The 17,509-nt window shown below is 67.3% G+C and carries 14 protein-coding genes and 1 pseudogene; 6 read left to right on the top strand and 9 right to left on the bottom strand.

Annotated elements, in window-relative coordinates; all coding sequences use genetic code 11:
- Positions 1-97: 97 nt before the first annotated feature.
- Positions 98-462: pseudogene (locus AC5P5R_RS07990) on the top strand (transposase).
- 42 nt (positions 463-504) lie between these two features.
- On the opposite strand, the gene AC5P5R_RS07985 reads toward AC5P5R_RS07990, so the two are convergent.
- Positions 505-1,422, bottom strand: a complete 918-nt coding sequence (locus AC5P5R_RS07985) for an LpxL/LpxP family Kdo(2)-lipid IV(A) lauroyl/palmitoleoyl acyltransferase (RefSeq protein WP_005410964.1) — start codon at positions 1,420-1,422, stop codon at positions 505-507.
- Between the two features lie 60 nt (positions 1,423-1,482).
- Between AC5P5R_RS07985 and waaA the strand changes: the two genes are divergently transcribed.
- Together waaA and AC5P5R_RS07975 are read left to right on the top strand one after the other, a co-directional pair.
- The gene (gene waaA / locus AC5P5R_RS07980; RefSeq protein ID WP_005414416.1) at positions 1,483-2,781 is read left to right on the top strand and encodes a lipid IV(A) 3-deoxy-D-manno-octulosonic acid transferase; all 1,299 of its coding nucleotides are present in this window, start codon (positions 1,483-1,485) and stop codon (positions 2,779-2,781) included.
- 216 nt (positions 2,782-2,997) lie between these two features.
- Positions 2,998-4,215, top strand: coding sequence for an amino acid transporter (locus AC5P5R_RS07975; protein WP_099481650.1), 1,218 nt, complete (start codon positions 2,998-3,000; stop codon positions 4,213-4,215).
- A gap of 87 nt (positions 4,216-4,302) precedes the next feature.
- Here AC5P5R_RS07975 and AC5P5R_RS07970 read toward each other — a convergent pair whose 3' ends face one another.
- The 3 genes from AC5P5R_RS07970 to AC5P5R_RS07960 all read right to left on the bottom strand — a co-directional run bounded on the left by AC5P5R_RS07970 (position 4,303) and on the right by AC5P5R_RS07960 (position 7,142).
- A complete protein-coding gene (locus tag AC5P5R_RS07970) occupies positions 4,303-5,661 on the bottom strand; it encodes a TolC family outer membrane protein (RefSeq protein ID WP_005410961.1) in 1,359 nt (452 codons plus the stop codon).
- A 16-nt stretch (positions 5,662-5,677) separates the two neighbouring features.
- Positions 5,678-6,325, bottom strand: coding sequence for a protein-L-isoaspartate O-methyltransferase family protein (locus tag AC5P5R_RS07965; RefSeq protein WP_005410960.1), 648 nt, complete (start codon positions 6,323-6,325; stop codon positions 5,678-5,680).
- Positions 6,326-6,461: 136 nt separating this feature from the next.
- On the bottom strand, positions 6,462-7,142 hold the full coding sequence (locus AC5P5R_RS07960) for a TetR/AcrR family transcriptional regulator (protein WP_005410959.1): 681 nt from the start codon (positions 7,140-7,142) through the stop codon (positions 6,462-6,464).
- A 118-nt stretch (positions 7,143-7,260) separates the two neighbouring features.
- Between AC5P5R_RS07960 and AC5P5R_RS07955 the strand changes: the two genes are divergently transcribed.
- Together AC5P5R_RS07955 and AC5P5R_RS07950 are read left to right on the top strand one after the other, a co-directional pair.
- Complete coding sequence (locus tag AC5P5R_RS07955; RefSeq protein WP_012481207.1) at positions 7,261-8,391, top strand: efflux RND transporter periplasmic adaptor subunit; 1,131 nt, start codon at positions 7,261-7,263, stop codon at positions 8,389-8,391.
- Between the two features lie 4 nt (positions 8,392-8,395).
- Positions 8,396-11,557, top strand: a complete 3,162-nt coding sequence (locus AC5P5R_RS07950) for an efflux RND transporter permease subunit (RefSeq protein WP_100438096.1) — start codon at positions 8,396-8,398, stop codon at positions 11,555-11,557.
- 158 nt (positions 11,558-11,715) lie between these two features.
- On the opposite strand, the gene AC5P5R_RS07945 is transcribed toward AC5P5R_RS07950, so the two are convergent.
- A complete protein-coding gene (locus AC5P5R_RS07945; RefSeq protein WP_100438095.1) occupies positions 11,716-12,621 on the bottom strand; it encodes a LysR family transcriptional regulator in 906 nt (301 codons plus the stop codon).
- A 117-nt stretch (positions 12,622-12,738) separates the two neighbouring features.
- Between AC5P5R_RS07945 and AC5P5R_RS07940 the strand changes: the two genes are divergently transcribed.
- Entirely contained in the window at positions 12,739-13,512 is a 774-nt protein-coding gene (locus AC5P5R_RS07940) for an SDR family oxidoreductase (RefSeq protein WP_100438094.1), read from the top strand.
- A gap of 101 nt (positions 13,513-13,613) precedes the next feature.
- Here the strand turns inward: AC5P5R_RS07940 and leuB are convergent, their stop codons facing one another.
- Genes leuB through AC5P5R_RS07920 form a run of 4 tightly spaced genes read right to left on the bottom strand, consistent with a single transcriptional unit; the run spans position 13,614 to position 17,501 of the window.
- Positions 13,614-14,675 carry a 3-isopropylmalate dehydrogenase gene (gene leuB, locus AC5P5R_RS07935; protein ID WP_005410954.1) on the bottom strand — a complete coding sequence of 354 codons (1,062 nt, stop codon included), beginning with the start codon at positions 14,673-14,675 and terminating at the stop codon, positions 13,614-13,616.
- A complete protein-coding gene (gene leuD, locus AC5P5R_RS07930; protein WP_100438093.1) occupies positions 14,665-15,243 on the bottom strand; it encodes a 3-isopropylmalate dehydratase small subunit in 579 nt (192 codons plus the stop codon). The genes leuB and leuD overlap by 11 nt, the downstream gene beginning before the upstream one ends.
- Positions 15,243-16,661, bottom strand: a complete 1,419-nt coding sequence (gene leuC, locus AC5P5R_RS07925; RefSeq protein ID WP_005414408.1) for a 3-isopropylmalate dehydratase large subunit — start codon at positions 16,659-16,661, stop codon at positions 15,243-15,245. Before leuC ends, leuD begins: the two co-directional genes overlap by 1 nt.
- A 60-nt stretch (positions 16,662-16,721) precedes the next feature.
- Positions 16,722-17,501: a class I SAM-dependent methyltransferase gene (locus AC5P5R_RS07920; protein ID WP_005410951.1), complete on the bottom strand. Its 780-nt coding sequence runs from the start codon at positions 17,499-17,501 to the stop codon at positions 16,722-16,724.
- Between the last annotated feature and the right edge of the window lie 8 nt (positions 17,502-17,509).

The raw sequence follows: 17,509 nt of genomic DNA, 5'->3' as shown, positions 1-17,509 counted from the left end.
GTGGTGGATCCACGCCATGCGTGGATGGAGCTTTCCCGACGCAAACACAGGTAACCCACCCCCACCGGTGTTTCCATGCGTATCGTACGCTCGAGGCATGGCCAGCCCAAGACTCCGCTACGGTCGATATTCCCGATCCGGCAACGTGTACTCATTGACCACGGCAACCCTTGGCCGTGAACCGTTGTTCGCCGATGCGGCGAACATGGCGATCCTGATCGACACCCTGCGCTTCGTCGAGCGTAGGGGCTTCCGCCACAATCTCGCCTGGGTGGTGATGCCCGACCATCTGCACTGGCTGATGGAACTGCGCAGTGGCAGCGCGCCTATCACGACCATGCAGTGCGGACCGACGAATCACTTCACGAGAAGGCGATATACATCCTGGCCAATCCGGTCCGTGCGGGCTTGGCGTGCGTGGTGGGGGAGTACCCGTACGCCTGGTGCCGCTGGCCGTTGTGAATCCCGGCACGGAATCGAAGAGCATCCACGCATGGCGTGGATCTACTTGTAGAAATCGCTCCGCCCGCCTGGCTGGCGCTTGAAGCGGCGGTGGATCCACAGGTACTGGTCGGGCGCCTCGCGCACCATCTCTTCGATGGCCTGGTTGACCCGCGTGGTATCGGCTTCCACGTCGTCGCTGGGGAAATTCTCCAGTGGCGCGCCGATCTTCAGGAAGTACTTCCCGCCTTCGCGGCGATGGAAATACGGGATCACCGCACAGCCGGTCATCCGCGCCAGCTGGTGGGTGGCGGTGATGGTCGAAGCGGTGTGGCCGAAGAACGGCACGAACACGGTGTCCTTGCCGCGCATGTCCTGGTCGGGCGCGTACCAGAGGAAGCCGCCCTTCTTCAGGTGGCGCACGGTGGCGCGGATGTCCTCATTGGCGAACATTGCCTTGGCGTAGCGCAGGCGGCCGAACTTCACCGCCCACTCGTACACCGGGTTCTTGTGCTTGCGGTACATGCCTGAAAGATCAACGTAGTCGCACAGCAGTCGCCCGCACATTTCCAGGGTCATGAAATGGCCGGACACCAGCAGCACGCCACGACCTTCCGCCTGCATCTGCCGCAGATGTTCCAGTCCTTCGATCTGCACCTGCGGGCGGATGCTGTCGATGCTGCCCCACCAGGCGCGGATGCACTCGAACACGCCCACACCCAGGGCATCGAAGCTGTCGCGCACCAGGCGCTGGCGCCAGGCCTCGTCCTTCTCGGGGAAGCACAGCTGCAGGTTGACCTCGGCGGCGCGGCGACGGCTGCCCAGCAGGCGCCAGGTGATCCAGCCGACGCCCCGGCCCAGCGCACGCTGCAGCATCCACGGCAGGCGGGCGATGGCGAAGGCGCCCAGCATGGCGGCGAACATCGGCCAGTTGCGGGGATCGCGCAGCGACGGGCGGACGGCGGTGGTGGCATCGGACATTGGCCCATTCTACCAAGGCGGCCGCGTGTCTTTCCCGGGGGGCTCCCGTATCCTTGCCGCATGCGTAAAGACCCTGTCGAATGGATCCTGCGCGGCCTGTATTCGGTCGTGCTCTACATCCTGCTGCCGATCACCGTGTACCACCTGGTCTGGCGCGGCTTCCGGGTCCGTGAATACTTCCGGCGCTGGGATGAGCGCTATGCCTCCTATCCCCAGCCCACCGGCCAACCGCGGGTCTGGCTGCACGCGGTCTCGGTGGGCGAAGTCAATGCCGCTGCGCCGCTGGTGAACGCGCTGCGCAAGGAGCGCCCGGACATCCGCTGGGTCATCACCACCATCACCCCGACCGGCTCCGAGCGCGTGCGTGCGCTGTGGGGCGACGCCCTGGACCACGTCTACCTGCCGTATGACGTGCCCGGCAGCGTCAACCGCTTCCTCGGCCACTTCCAGCCCAGCCTGGCGCTGATCCTGGAAACCGAACTGTGGCCGAACATGCTGTTCGGCTGCCGTGACCGTGGCATTCCGGTCTACATCCTCAACGCGCGCCTCTCGGCACGTTCGCTGCGGGGCTACCGGCTGCTGGCGGCGTTGATCCGCCGCGCGCTCCGCACGGTCACCTGCGTGGCCGCGCAGTCGCAGGACGATGCCGAGCGTTTCGTGCAGCTGGGTGCCGCGCCGGAGCAGGTGCAGGCGCTGGGCAACCTGAAGTTCGACATCACTACGCCGGACGTGCAGGGCTTCGTCGAGCAGTTCCATGCCCGCGTGCCGGCCCGGCGGCCGGTGTGGATCGCCGCCAGTACCCATGATGGTGAAGAACAGGCGGTGATCGATCTGCATCGGCGCCTGCGCCGGCAGCACCCCGACCTGTTGCTGCTGTGGGCGCCCCGGCATCCCGAGCGCTTCCCGAAGGTGGAGGCGCTGGCGCGGGAGCAGGGCTGGAACGTGGCAACCCGGCGCGCGAAGCAGTGGCCGGAGGTTGGAACCGATGTGTTCGTCATCGATACCCTGGGCGAGCTGATGCCGTTCTATGCCTGCGCGCAGGTGGCGTTTGTCGGTGGAAGCCTGCAGCCGATCGGTGGCCACAACCTGCTGGAGCCGGCGGCGATGGGCACCGCTGCGGTGACGGGCCCGCACCTGCACAACTTCTCGGAAATTTCCCGCCGCATGCGCGAGGCGGGCGCGCTGTTGATCGGCGAAGACGTGCAGGCGGTCGGCGAACTGCTGCAGCACCTGCTCGAAGATCCGCAGGCACGCGAGGACATGGCGCGGGCAGGCTGCACGCTGATCAGCAACGGACGCGGTGCCCTGCAGCGTACGCTGGCGCTGGTCGGACCGCATCTGCCGCCACCTTGCCGCTGAGTCCGAAGGGCCGGCGCACGCGACGTGACTGTCGTGAAAGACCGCGTCAATTCTGCTTAGCGACCTGGAATCTGTCGTAGCGGGACCGTGAGCTTCCTTGCCAACGTGCCTGCCGTCACATCGTGATGCGCATGGCGCGTATTCCGATACCGCCTCCCGGCACAGGCTGTCAGTCTGCTGTCGACCGCGCTTGGGCGGATATCAAGGGAACTTGCGATGGACAGCGACAGCAGCCCCGGCATCGATGAGCCCGGGTACGGCGATCGCCTTGTGGTGGTGGCACTGACCTTGCTGCTGGGAGGCGGCGTGGTCGCGCTGGTCGGCCAGCACACCGCAGCCCAGGCAGGCCCGGCCATCGTCCTGAGCCTGCTGCTGGCCGCGCTGGGCACAGGGCCGCTGCTGTACTGCCTGCACGTTCTGAACCAGCAAAGGCCCGCTGCCGATGGCCTGCATGGCGTGGTGCGGGACTGCTGGGGAGGCGTGCCGGCCGTTCTGCTCGGTGGCGCGCTGCTGCTGGAACTGGTGGTGACTGCCGCTGGCGTTGCGCAGTCCGTCGCCAACCATCTGCATGTACTGCTGGCTGGTTGTGGAATCGAGGCCAGCAACGGGATGCCGGGTCAACTGATGGCTGCTGCCAGCCTGCTGTTGCTTGCAGTGGTCGGATTGCTGCGGCCACACCGTGTGGTGCTGGTTGCCTGCGTGCTGCTGACGGTGAAGGTCGGCGCCGGCCTGCTGTTGCTGGTGCTGGCAACCCGCCATGTGCACTACGCGTACTGGATTCCATGGCTGCCGCCGGCAACGGCACCCTATCGCTTCGGGATCGGCGGTGTACTGGCGGCGAGCGTGCCGCTGTACGGTGTGTTCGCCACCGTTGGCCTGGCGCTGGGATTTCCTGGCATCGGCAGGCAGGCGAGGGCACGGCCGCCGCTGCTGCCGGCGTGCGTGCTGCTGGCCATGGTGCTGCTGATCGTACTGGCCGCGTTGCAGGCTGGCCTGGTCGAATTTCCGGCCCTGGCCAGCACGCGGCCTTTGTCGGTCGCCCTGCAGCATCACCCGCAGTTGTACTGGGTGATGCCCTTGCTGCCGCTGGCGGGAGTGGCAGGGGCGGTGGCGCTCATCCTGGTGCTGCTGATGTTGGCTGCGCGGGTGGCGATGCAGCTGTGGCCGACGGCAGGTGACCGATCCCTGGAGTTCCGGGAGAGACTGGTGCCGGTCGCCGTCGTCCTGTCGGCGGCATTGCTGGCGTTGTGGGCGCCCATGGGCAGCCTGCCGGTACTGCCTGGTCCGGCAACCCTGTTGGTGATGGGGGCCGTGTGCGTGGCCGTGCTGCGCGGACGGGCACCGCGGTCACGCGCCCTGCCGGTGCTGGCTCCCGTCGCCATCGCACTGTGTCTGCTGGCCGCAGTCGAACGGATGCGGGTCTGGCCCGGCTGACGGTCGGTGGGTGCATGCTTCCGTCCGCGCGACCAACAAAAAAGCCACCCTCGCGGGTGGCTTCTTCGTGACCGGCAGGCTGACGACTCAGTGCGTGGTGGTTGCCGGGTTGCCCGCGTCCTGGGTCAGCAGGCGGTTGACGTCCTGCAGCTCGGCCACGTCCAGCGCACCCAGCGACTGGCTCAGCAGCAGGCGGTTCTGCAGGAAGGTGTAACGGGCCTGGGCGTAGTCCAGCTGCGCCGAGAACAGGATGCGCTGGTTCTGGATCACGTCCAGCACGGTACGGGTACCGACTTCCAGGCCGACCTGCGAGGCGTCATAGGCGCTCTGTGCCGAGACCACCGCCAGGCGGCGGGCTTCCACTTCGCTGATGCCCTGTACCAGGGTCTGGTAGGCATTGCGGGTGTTGCGGTCCAGGGCACGCTTCTGCTGCTCGTAGCCGTCCTGGGCAATGTCACGCTGGGCCAGTGCCTGGCGCACGCCGGACTGGGTAGCGCCGCCGGCGAAGATCGGCACGTTCAGGGTCAGGCCGATGCTGTTGGTGCGGGCATCGGGGGACAGCGAGCCGGAGCCGGTGCTGTCGCCCCAGGTCGCGGTCTTGCCCCAGCTGCCGCCCAGCGACAGGGTCGGGTAGTGGCCACCACGCGCGGCCTGCACGCCGGCTTCGGCGGCGCTCACCTTCAGTTCCTGCGCCTTCAGCGCCGGATTCTGGGTGGTGGCCTGGTGCACCAGCTCATCGATGTTGCCACGGTTGGCCGGCACTTCCGGACGGAAGTCGGCCGGCAGGCCGCGCAGGTTGACCACCGGCTGGCCGGTCAGTTCGGTCAGGGCCTGGTAGTTATCGGCCAGGGTGTTCTGCGCAACGATGGTGTTGGCACGCGCCTGGTCGTACTGGGCGCGTGCTTCGTGCACGTCGGTGATCGGCGCCAGGCCCACTTCCAGGCGCTTGTCGGCGAAGTCGAACTGCTTCTTCGCAGCCGCTTCATTGGTCTGTGCGGCGTTCAGCGATTCGATCGCCACCAGCACGTTGAAGTAGGCCGCCGAGGTGCGCACGATCAGGCTGTCGTTGGCGGATTCGAGGGTGAAGTCCGCCGCCTTGCTCAGCTCACGCTGCGAACGCAGGTTGTTGATCTGGGTCCAGTTGAACAGCGTCTGGCTGCCATCGATCGTGTAATTGCGGCGCTTGTTGGTGAACGAGCCGGAGTTGATGTCGGCGTTCGGCTCGCTGCGCGTGCGGTTCAGCGTGGCCTGGCCGTTGATCTGCGGCAGCAGGGCGGCGCGTGCCTGCACGGCGCCTTCCTTGTCGACCAGCCGGGTCGATTCGGCGGCAGACAGCTGCGGATCGCCGTTGCGCGCCATTTCGTAGACCTGCAGCAGGTCGGCGGCATGGGCAGACAACGGCAGCAGGGCAGTGGCCAGCGCAACAGCGAGGGATCGGCGGATCATTGCGGCTTCCTTGGACTCAGAGGTGGAACTGGGGTGCCGGGGCGGCACCGCGCAGGTAATCGATATCGGTCTCGAACAGGGACTCGGTGCTGCCGTCGGCCTTGACCAGCAGGGCCTCCATCGCCGGCGAGCGGCCGTGGATCACGAACAGGCGACCACCCGGACGCAGCCACGAGGCGAACTGTGACGGCACCACGTCGACCGCACCAGTGACACAGATCACGTCAAAGCGGCGTTCGGTCTGCCAGGACAGGGCGTCAGCCACTTCCACGCGGACGTTGGTGCCCAGGCCGGAGGCGTCCAGGCGGGCACGCGCGGCGGTGGCCAGCTCCGGGTCGATCTCCAGGCTCAGCACGTCGCGCGCGAGCGCGCCGATGCAGGCGGACAGGAAGCCGCTGCCGGTGCCGATTTCCAGCACTTCGTCACCCGGCTGCAGATCCAGTGCCTGCAGGGTACGGCCCTCGATGACCGGCTTCATCATCTTCTGGCCGTGGCCGATCGGCAGTTCGACATCGGCGTAGGCCAGCGCCCGGTGTGCATCGGCGACAAAAGCCTCGCGCGGCAGGCGGGCCAGGACGTCGAGCACCTTGATGTCCAGCACGTCCCAGGGACGGATCTGCTGTTCCACCATCAGTTCGCGGGCGTGGGCGTAATCAATCGTCATGAGGTTCAAATCCAGCGCAGTGGGCCGGCCATTTTACCGGTGCCGGAGGCCGGCGGCGCGCCCAGAGCATCAGCTGCCGGGTGGCCGGGGTCGCAGTGCCGGAAGTCATCGCGACCTCCGGTTCGTTCAGTTTTGGTTATTCAGCCGTCCCGGCCCCTCGCGGCGCATAGGCGCGCAGGAAGAAGTCGATGCTGGCGGTCACGTGGGCAAGAGGGTCGCACTCCACCGGTGACAGTGGCATGCCACACATCATATGCATGTGCACTTCGCCCTTGACCAGGGTCAGGAACTGCTCGCCAGCCAGCGAATAGTCGGTGATTTCCAGCTCGCCGCGCTCGGCGCGTGCCCGCAGGAAGTCAGCCAGGGCCTCGCAGGTACGTTCCGGTCCTGCCTTCCAGAACAGCTCGCGCAGGCGTTCGTCGGTCTCCGGCGCCATCATCATGCGCTGGATCGAGATCGCCGCATCGGAAGTGATCAGTTCGAAGAAGGCCAGGCCGATGCCGATCAGCTGGTCGCGCAGCGGGCCGTCCGCGTCGGCCACGAACAGGGCATCGGGCAGCATTTCAATGCACTTTGACTGCACGGCCTCGGAGAACAGGGTCTCCTTGTCGCCGAAGTGGCTGTACACGGTCAGCTTCGAGACGCCGGCCTGGGCGGCAATGGCGTCCATGCTCACGCCGGTATACCCCTGTTCGATAAACAGTACCTTGGCTGCTTCAAGGATCGCCGCGCGCTTGCCCAGATCCTTGGGGCGCCCGGGTCCGGCGGCCTTGGCAGCGGGCTTGGCCGACGGCTTGCGGGAAGTGGAAGAACTCATCGCAACAATACTAGACCAAGCGGTTCGATATTTATACTATACCGGCCGGTTTATTAAATTGGGCCGGCAGTCGCGGCTCCCCCTTGTTGCAACCCTGCGTTTTCAGGACGTTGACCCGATGAAGATCGTGCGCTGGATGGGCGGTATGGTGTGGGTGGCTGCGCTGGCAGCCTGTTCGGGACAGGAACAGGCGCCGCAGGCGGCCGTGCCGGTACTGGTGGTTCACCCCGGCGAACAGGCCGGACAGGCGCCGGCGGCATTCCCGGGCACGGTGCGTGCCCGTCAGGAAAGCCCGCTGTCGTTCCGCGTCGGAGGCAACCTGGTCAAGCGCCACGTCGATGCCGGCCAGCGGGTGAAGAAGGGCGACGTGCTGGCCGAACTGGACGTGGCTGACTTCGCGCTGCAGGCCCGTGCCTCACAGGCGCAGCTGGCTGCGGCCGAGGCCGACCTGGTGCGTGCCCGCGATGACCTGAAGCGCTACCAGGTGCTGGCCGACCAGCAACTAGTCAGCCGCTCGCAGCTGGACCAGCAGTCCGCGGCGTTCAAGGCCGCGCAGGGCCAGGCCAATGCGGCCCGCGCCAACCTCGATGTGCTGCGCAACCAGGCTGACTACGCGCAGCTGCGCGCGCCGGCCGATGGCGTGATCGCCAGCCGCGAGGCCGAAGCCGGGCAGGTGGTGTCCGCCGGCCAGACCATCTTCAACCTGGCCGCCGATGGCGGCCGCGAAGTGCTGATCGACCTGCCCGAGGCGACCATCCGCGACTACGCGGTCGGCCAGCCGGTCGAGGTGGAACTGTGGAACCGCCCGGGCCAGCGCCTGCCCGGTACGATCCGCGAGATCGCCGCCGCTGCCGATCCGCAGGCACGCACCTATGCCACCCGCGTCAGCCTGGCCGCCGATGCGCTGGCCGATGTCGAACTGGGCCAGAGCGCACGCGTCTACAGCAGCGCCGGTCGCCACGGTACCCTGCAGCTGCCGCTGGGCGCGCTGCAGCGCGGTGCCAATGGTGCCGCCAGCGTGTGGGTGGTCGATCCGGCCAACAGCACGCTGAAGGCCGCCCCGGTCACCACCGGTGCGTTTGGCAGCGAGACCGTGCCGGTGCTGTCCGGCGTGAACGCGGGTGACTGGGTGGTTGCCGCCGGTGGCCACCTGCTGCGAGCGGGCCAGCCGGTGATCGCCGTGGACCGGCAGAACCGCCCGGTGCTGAAGCCGGCCGCGCCGGCCGCTGCCGCCAAGGCCAAGGAGTAAGCCGGTGCGCCGCTTCAATCTTTCCGAGTGGGCGCTGGCCAACCGCCCGCTGGTGCTGTTCGCGATGCTGGCCTTCGCGCTGATCGGCGCGTGGTCGTACAAGCACCTGGGCCAGTCCGAGGATCCACCATTCACCTTCAAGGCGATGGTGGTGCGCACGCTGTGGCCGGGCGCCACCGCCGAACAGGTCTCGCGGCAGGTGACCGAGCCGATCGAGAAGGCGCTGATGAACACCGGCGAGTACGAGTTCATCCGCTCCTATTCGCGCCCCGGCGAATCGCAGGTCATCTTCATGGCCCGCGACAGCCTGCGTTCCAGGCAGATCCCGGACCTGTGGTACCAGGTGCGCAAGCGCGTGGGCGACATCCGTGCGACGCTGCCGCGCGAGATCGTCGGTCCGTTCTTCAACGATGAGTTCGGCGACACCTACGGCAACATCTATGCGTTGACCGGCAAGGGCTTCGACTACGCGGTGATGCGCGACTACGCCGACCGCATCCAGCTGGAACTGCAGCGCGTGCCCGATGTCGGCAAGATCGACCTGGTCGGCCTGCAGGACGAGAAGGTGTGGATCGAGCTGTCCAACACCCGCCTGGCCACGCTGGGTGTGTCGATGCAGCAGGTACAGCAGGCGCTGGCCGACCAGAATGCGGTCACCGGCACCAGCTTCTTCGAGACCGCCACCGACCGCGTGCAGCTGCGCGTGACCGGCCAGTTCAACGACATCGAAGCGATCCGCCAGTTCCCGATCCGCGCCGGTGACCGCACCGTGCACCTGGGCGACATCGCCGAGGTCAAGCGTGGCTTCGCCGATCCGGCGTCGCCGAAGATGCGCTTCATGGGTGAAGAGGCCATCGGCCTGGCAGTGGCGATGAAGGATGGCGGTGACATCCTCAAGCTCGGCGCCAATCTCGATGCCGAGTTCGAGCGCCTGCAGAAGACCCTGCCGGCGGGCATGCAGCTGCGCAAGGTGTCCGACCAGCCGCAGTCGGTGGAAGAGTCGGTCGGCGAGTTCGTGCAGGTGCTGACCGAAGCGGTGGTGATCGTGCTGCTGGTCAGTTTCTTCTCGCTGGGCCTGCGCACCGGCCTCGTAGTGGGCGTGACCATTCCACTGGTGCTGGCGATGACCTTCTTCGTCATGCACTACTTCGACATCGGCCTGCACAAGATTTCGCTGGGTGCACTGGTGCTGGCGCTGGGCCTGCTGGTGGACGATGCGATCATCGCGGTGGAGATGATGGCCACCAAGATGGAGCAGGGTTACGACCGCCTGCGCGCGGCCAGTTTCGCCTGGGAGTCGACCGCGTTCCCGATGCTGACCGGCACGCTGATCACGGCGGCCGGCTTCCTGCCCATCGCTACGGCGGCCTCGAGCACCGGTGAGTACACGCGTTCGCTGTTCCAGGTGGTGACCATCGCGCTGGTGGTGTCGTGGATCGCGGCGGTGCTGTTCATCCCGTACCTGGGCGACAAGATGCTGCCGGACCTGTTCAATCCGCAGCCGCCGAAGCCGGGCAGCGTGTCCGCGCGCTGGCATGCCAAGCGCCAGCAGTGGGCCGACCGCTATCCGGCGCTGGCCAACCTGATCGCGCCGCCGCAGCACGGGCACGACCACGATCCGTACCAGCGCCCGTTCTACCGCAGCTTCCGTCGCTTCCTCGATGGCTGCCTGCGCCACCGCTGGTGGGTGATTGCCGCGACCATTGCCCTGTTCGTGTTCTCGCTGATGATGTTCCGCTTCGTGCCGCAGCAGTTCTTCCCGGATTCGACCCGGCCGGAACTGATGGTGGACATCGAGCTGGCCGAGGGCGCATCGCTGCGCTCGACCCAGGCCCAGGCCGAGAAGCTGGAGAAGCTGCTGTCCAGCCGCGAGGGCATCGCCAACTACGTGTCCTACGTGGGCACCGGTTCGCCGCGCTTCTACCTGCCGCTGGACCAGCAGCTGCCGGCCACCAACTTCGCCCAGTTCGTGGTACTGGCCAAGGACATCAAATCGCGCGAAAGCACCCGCGACTGGCTGCTGCACGAGGTGATTCCGAAGTTCCCGGACGTGCAGATGCGCGTGACCCGCCTGGAGAACGGCCCGCCGGTCGGTTACCCGGTGCAGATGCGCATTTCCGGCGAGCACATCGAGAAGGTGCAGGCGATCGCGCGCCAGGTCGAGGCCAAGGTGCGCGAGAACCCGCACGTGATGAACGTCAACCTGGACTGGAGCGAGCCGAGCAAGGTGGTGCGGCTGGTGATCGACCAGGAGCGCGCCCGCGCGCTGGGCGTGAGCAGTGCCCAGGTCAGCCAGTTCCTGTCCAGTTCGCTGGCCGGGCAATCGGTGAGCGTGTACCGCGAAGGCAACCGCCAGATCGAGATGCTGCTGCGTGGCCCGGCCGATGAGCGCAACCAGCTGGAGCTGCTGTCGAGCCTGTCGATGCCGACTGCCAACGGCGGCAGCATCACGCTGTCGCAGGTGGCGACGATGGAGTACGGCTTCGAGGACGGCATCATCTGGCACCGCAACCGCCTGCCGACGGTGACCGTGCGCGCCGACATCAGCGATGGCATGCAGCCGTTGGATGTGGTGCACCAGATCCTGCCAACGCTGGACGGCATCCGTGCCGAGCTGCCCAGCGGCTACCTGCTGGAAACCGGCGGTACCGTGGAGGATTCGGCACGTGGCCAGAACTCGATCAAGGCCGGCATGCCGCTGTTCCTGGTGGTGGTGGCCACGCTGCTGATGCTGCAGCTGCGCAGCTTCTCGCGCGCGGCGATGGTGCTGGTGACCGCGCCGCTGGGCATCATCGGTGCGACGTTGTTCCTGCTGCTGTTCCGCGCGCCGTTCGGCTTCGTGGCACTGCTGGGCACGATCGCACTGGCCGGCATGATCATGCGCAACTCGGTGATCCTGATCGACCAGATCCAGCAGGACATCGATGCCGGGCATGACCGTTGGCATTCGATCATCGACGCCACGGTGCGCCGCTTCCGCCCGATCGTTCTGACCGCGCTGGCGGCCGTGCTGGCGATGATTCCGCTGTCGCGCAGCGCGTTCTATGGCTCGATGGCGATCTCGATCATGGGTGGCCTGATCGTGGGCACGGTGCTGACCCTGGTGTTCCTGCCGGCGCTGTATGCGGCATGGTTCCGGGTGAAGCCGGACGAATCCGGGGCGTAATGCCCCGGATTCTGCGGCCACCGCCCTGGTAGGTGCCAACCTTGGTTGGCACTGACGCATGCATCCACGCATGGTGTGGATCTACAGCAGCTGGTCTTTGCCCTGGTAGGTGCCAACCTTGGTTGGCACTGCGGCACGCATCCACGCATGGCGTGGATCTACTGTAGCTGCAGGCCGCTCCGCAGCACCGGCAGCAGCCATTCGATGAATACCTGCACGCGTTGCGCGCGGTGTTGCCGATGCGGCTGCAGCAGGGTCACCGGCAACGGCTGCGCCACGTACTGCGGCATCACTTCCACCAGTTCGCCGGATTGCAGTTCCGCCTGCACGTCGTAACGCGGAATCTGCAGCAACCCCAGGCCGGCCACGCAGCACGCGATCGACGCTTCTGCACTGTTCACCCGCACCCAGCCGGGCATCGGCAATGTGCGCAGCTGCGCGCCCTCCTGCCACTCCCACGGTTCCACCCGTGCCGTGGTCGGCGATGCATAGTTCACCGCACGATGCTGCTGCAGGTCGGCAGGCTGCTGCGGCACGCCGTGTTCACGCAGGTACGCCGGCGCGGCGACGTTGACGAAGTCGAGCTGGCCAAGCGTGCGCGCCACCAGACTGGAATCGCCCAGCTGCCCGACACGCAACACCGCATCGCAACCGTCTTCGATCAGGTTCACCGCGCGGTCGGTCATGCCCAGGTCGACTTCCACCTGCGGATGGCGCGCGAAGAAGTCGGGCAGCGCCGGGGCGATGATGCGGCGGCCGATGCGACTTGGCACGTCGATCTTCAGCAGACCCACCGGCTGCGCATCGTCCTGCCGGAACAGCGATTCGGCGTCTTCAACCTCGGCGATCAGGCGCAGGCAGCGGGCATGGAACACGTCGCCGTCGTGGGTGGTGGACACCCGTCGGGTCGAGCGCTGCAGCAGGCGGGTACCGAGACGCTGCTCCAGCTCCGCAATGGCTGCCGAGACGGTGGAGCGGGGCAGGCCGAGCTGGTCGGCGGCGCGGGTGAAGCTGGCGCACTCCACCACCCGGGTGAAGATGCGGAAGCGATCGATCCGGTCCATTGTTCGCTGGCTCTGGAAGGTTAAGTCAATGCGGCGGGCTTTATCCGCATTTTCTGCACGATATCGTCGTCAGGGCAGGGTTGCCACCCCGGACAGCCCACTTCCGAGACCGAGGCCATGACCGACCATTCCCTCAAGGGCAAGACCGTGCTGATCGCCGGTGGCGCCAAAAACCTGGGCGGACTGATCGCCCGCGACTTCGCCAGCCAGGGCGCCAAAGCCATCGTCATCCACTACAACAGCGCCGCCACCCAGGCCGATGCAGAGGCGACCGTGACCGCCGTACAGGCCGCTGGCAGCAAGGCCGTTGCCCTGCAGGGCGACCTGACGTCGGCGGCAGCGATGGAGCGCTTGTTCGCCGATGCCGTGGCCGCAGTCGGCCGTCCCGACATCGCCATCAATACGGTCGGCAAGGTGCTGAAGAAGCCGCTGCTGGAGATCAGCGAAGCGGAGTACGACGAGATGAGCGCGGTCAACGCCAAGGCCGCGTTCTTCTTCCTCAAGGAGGCTGGACGCCACGTCAACGACGGTGGCCGCATCTGCACCCTGGTCACCTCACTGCTGGGTGCGTTCACGCCGTTCTATTCCAGCTATGCCGGCACCAAGGCGCCGGTCGAGCATTTCACCCGCGCCGCATCGAAGGAGTTCGGTGAGCGCGGCATCTCGGTGACTGCGATCGGGCCGGGCCCGATGGACACGCCGTTCTTCTACCCGGCCGAGAGTGCCGATGCGCAGGCGTACCACAAGACCGCGGCCGCGCTCTCGGCGTTCACCCGCACCGGCCTGACCGACATCGCCGACATCGTGCCGTGGATCCGCTTCCTGGTCACCGATGGCTGGTGGATGACCGGGCAGACCATCCTGGTCAATGGTGGGTACACCACCAAATAATGCAGCCACGCATGGCGTGGCTCTACAGTAGAGCCACCCCATGGGTGGCGGCCCGCAATGTCCGGAGGGAGAGGCGCCACGCGTGGCGTGGCGCTATCGGATCAATTGAGTTTGGCCAGCACCGCGTCGGTGGCGGCTGCCGTGCTCACCGCCTGGCCCTTGGCGGCCAGATCGGCGGTGAACACGCCATCGTCCAGCACGGCGTGCACGGCGGCTTCCACGGCAGCGGCTTCCGTTTCCAACCCCAGCGAATGGCGCAGCAGCATCGCGGCGCTGAAGATCGTCGCGTACGGATTGGCGATGCCCTTGCCAGCGATGTCCGGGGCCGAACCATGGATGGGCTCGTAGATGCCGACTGCACCGGGTTCGCCCAGCGAGGCCGACGGCAGCAGGCCGAGCGAGCCGGCCAGCATCGAGGCTTCGTCGGTGAGGATGTCGCCGAACATGTTCTCGGTCACGATCACGTCGTACTCGCGCGGCTTGGCCAGCAGGTGCATGGCCATGGAATCGACCAGCTGGTGCTCCAGTGCAACGTCCGGGAATTCCTCGCGGCCGATGCGCGCGGCCACGTCACGCCACAGGCGCGAGGTCTCCAGCACGTTGGCCTTGTCCACCGAGGTGACCTTGCCGCGGCGCTGCCGGGCCAGGCGGAAGGCACTGCGCAGCACGCGTTCGATCTCGGCCACGGTGTAGCGGCACAGGTCGCTGGCGCTATCGGCGTCGCGGGTCTTGTCGCCGAAGTAGATGCCACCGGTCAGTTCGCGTACCACGACGAAGTCCACGCCCTGCAGCAGCTCGGCCTTGATCGGCGAGGCGTGCAGTGCGGCTTCGTGGGTGCGCACCGGGCGCAGGTTGGCATACAGGCCCAGCGCCTTGCGGATCGCCAGCAGGCCCTGTTCCGGGCGCACCTTGGCGTTGGGATCGGACCACTTCGGGCCGCCGACCGCACCCAGCAGCACCGCGTTGGCGGCCTGGCAGGCAGTCAACGTCGAGGCCGGCAGCGGCTCGCCGTGGCGGTCGATGGCGATGCCACCGATGTCGTGCTCGCTGAAGGTGAAGGTGTGGTTGAAGCGCGTGGCGACAGACTTCAGGACGGCGACTGCCGCGGCGGCCACTTCCGGGCCGATGCCATCACCGGGCAGGACAACAATTTCAGCGTGCATGCTCACTCTCGTAGCGTTCGATTTCAGGGACACGGCCCAACAGATACCCCAACTGGTCGACGCCTTCCAGCAGGCAGGTCTGCGAGAAGCCATCCAGCGGGAAGGAATAGACGTGCCCATCGGGCGTGCGCAGCTCACGCGCGGCCACGTCGATGGTCAGCTCGTCGTCCGGGCGTTGCATCAGCGCCTGCACGTCGGCTTCGTCCAGTACGATCGGCAGCAGGCCGTTCTTCAGCGAGTTGCCGCGGAAGATGTCGGCGATCTCGCTGCTGACGATGGCGCGCAGGCCCAGGTCGGTCAGTGCCCACGGTGCATGCTCGCGCGACGAGCCGCAGCCGAAGTTGCGGCCCGCCAGCAGGATGCTGCGGCCGGCGTTGTGCGGCTGGTTGAAGGCGAAGTCGGCCACCGGCGAGCCGTCGGCCTGCCAGCGCCAGTCATTGAACGCGTTGCGGCCCAGGCCGGCGCGTTCGGTGGTGGACAGGAACCGCGCCGGAATGATCTGGTCGGTGTCGATGTTGGTCTGGCGCAGCACCACGCTGGCCGAGGTCAGGGTACGGAAACCGGCCATCACGCCACCTCCTGTGCGAACAGTTCGCGGGTATCGGCGACGTGCCCGTTCACCGCGGCCCACGCCGCGCTCATCGGTGAGGCCAGCAGCGTGCGCGAACCGGGTCCTTGGCGGCCTTCGAAGTTGCGGTTGCTGGTGCTCACGGCCAGCTGCCCGGGCGCGACCAGATCGCCGTTCATGGCGATGCACATCGAGCAGCCCGGCTCGCGCCACTCGGCACCGGCCGCGCGCACGATCTCGTGGATGCCTTCGGCCTCGGCTTCGCGCTTGACGATCTCCGAGCCCGGCACCACCAGCATGCGCACCCGGTCAGCGACGCGACGGCCGCGCAGCACCTGCGCCACTTCGCGCATGTCGCTCAGGCGGCCATTGGTGCACGAACCGACGAACACCACGTCCACCGGCGTGCCCGCCAGCGCCTTGCCAGCCTGGAAATGCATGTAGTCCAGGCCCTTCTGTGCGGCGGCATCGTTGGCGGCGGGAATCGGTGCATCCACCGCGATGGCGGTGCCCGGATGCGTGCCCCACGTCAGGGTCGGGCGGATGTCGGCGGCGTCGATGTGCACTTCGCTGTCAAAGCGCGCGCCGTCATCGCTGCGCAGCTGCTGCCAGCGCGCCACGGCAGCGTCGAAATCGGCGCCCTTCGGCCCACGCGGGGTAGCAGCGACGAAGTCGAAGGTGACCTGGTCCGGCGCCACCATGCCGGCACGCGCACCCGCCTCGATCGACATGTTGCACAGGGTCATGCGCTGTTCCATGTCCATCGCTTCGATGGTGCTGCCACGGAACTCGATGACGTGGCCGGTGCCGCCGTTGACGCCGATCACGCCGATGATGTGCAGGACCACGTCCTTGGCGCCGACGCCGGGCGCCAGCGGGCCATCGACGGTGATCGCGAAGGTCTTCGCCTTGCGCTGCAGCAGGCACTGCGTGGCCAGCACGTGGCCGACTTCGCTGGTGCCGATGCCGAAGGCCAGCGAACCGAACGCACCGTGGGTGGAGGTGTGGCTGTCGCCGCAGACGATGGTCATGCCGGGCTGGGTGAAGCCTTGTTCCGGCGCGATCACGTGGACGATGCCGCGATTGTCCGAGGCCATGTCGAACAGTTCGATGCCGTGTTCGGCGCAGTTGCGTGCCAGGGTGGCGACCTGCGCTTCGGACGCAGCGCTGGCGTAAGGCAACGTGCCGTCGGCGGCAGGCGGCAGGGTTGGCGTGGAGTGGTCCATCGTCGCCTTGGTGCGGTCCGGGCGGCGCGGCGACAGGCCGCGCTCGCGCAGTTCGGTGAACGCCTGCGGCGAGGTCACCTCGTGGATCAGGTGCAGGTCGATGTACAGCACGGCGGGGGCGCTGTCGGTTTCGGGAACCACCACGTGGGCGTCCCACAGTTTGTCGTACAGGGTGCGGGGTGCGGAAGTCATGCGTATGCCTGGCAGAAGTACGAAATAGCGAACATCAGTAAAGAAAACGGAACGGTCAAGTCAGCGACGGCGGGCGAGCACGCGCAGGCGCACGTAGTCGGCCAGCGGCTGGCCGGCGGCATTGCGCGGCAGCTCGGCCAGCAACGCGGTGGCGGCCTCGCGCACGGTAGCGCGGGCCTCGGCCGGCAGGTCGTCCAGCAGTGGTGCGGCGAAGACCCGCAGCCAGCCGGCCACGCCGGTCGGCAGTGCGGTTGGGCGCGGCGTGCACTCGATCAGTTGCACCTGGAAGCCATGCTGGCGCAGGCGGTCGGCGTAGGCATCGGCCGTCGGGAAATACCACTGGAAGGTGCTGGCGCCATGGCCGTGGGCCACGCGCGCGGCCTGTACCGCCGCGATGATCGTGGCCACGTTGCCGTGGCCACCGAATTCGGCGACAAAGCGGCCGCCGGGGCGCAGGGCGCGGCGCACGCCTTCCAGCACGCGGTCCGGAGTCGTCATCCAATGCAGTGCGGCATTGCTGAACACTGCATCGAACTCGCTGTCGAACGACAGCGCGTGGCCGTCCATCACCTGCGCGTCGACACCGCGTGCGCGGGCGGCGACCACCAGTTCCGGCGAAGCATCCACGCCGTGGATGCGTGCGCCGCTCAGCGCCAGCTCGGTACTGAGTACGCCATCGCCACAGCCCAGGTCGAGGATGCGCTCACCGGCGCGCGGGTCGAGCAGGCGCGAGACCGCGCCGCCGAGCAGCGGGACGAAGCCGGCGTCAATCGCATAGTCCTGGGCGTTCCACTGCTGGCCAGCGGCGCTGGCCGGGGTGAAGGTGTCGAAGGCGCTCATGGCGGGTT

The organism is Stenotrophomonas sp. YJH_SMC_19, assembly GCF_059367915.1.
Note: the sequence above shows the minus strand (reverse complement) of the source record. Positions and strands in the feature narration are given on the sequence as shown.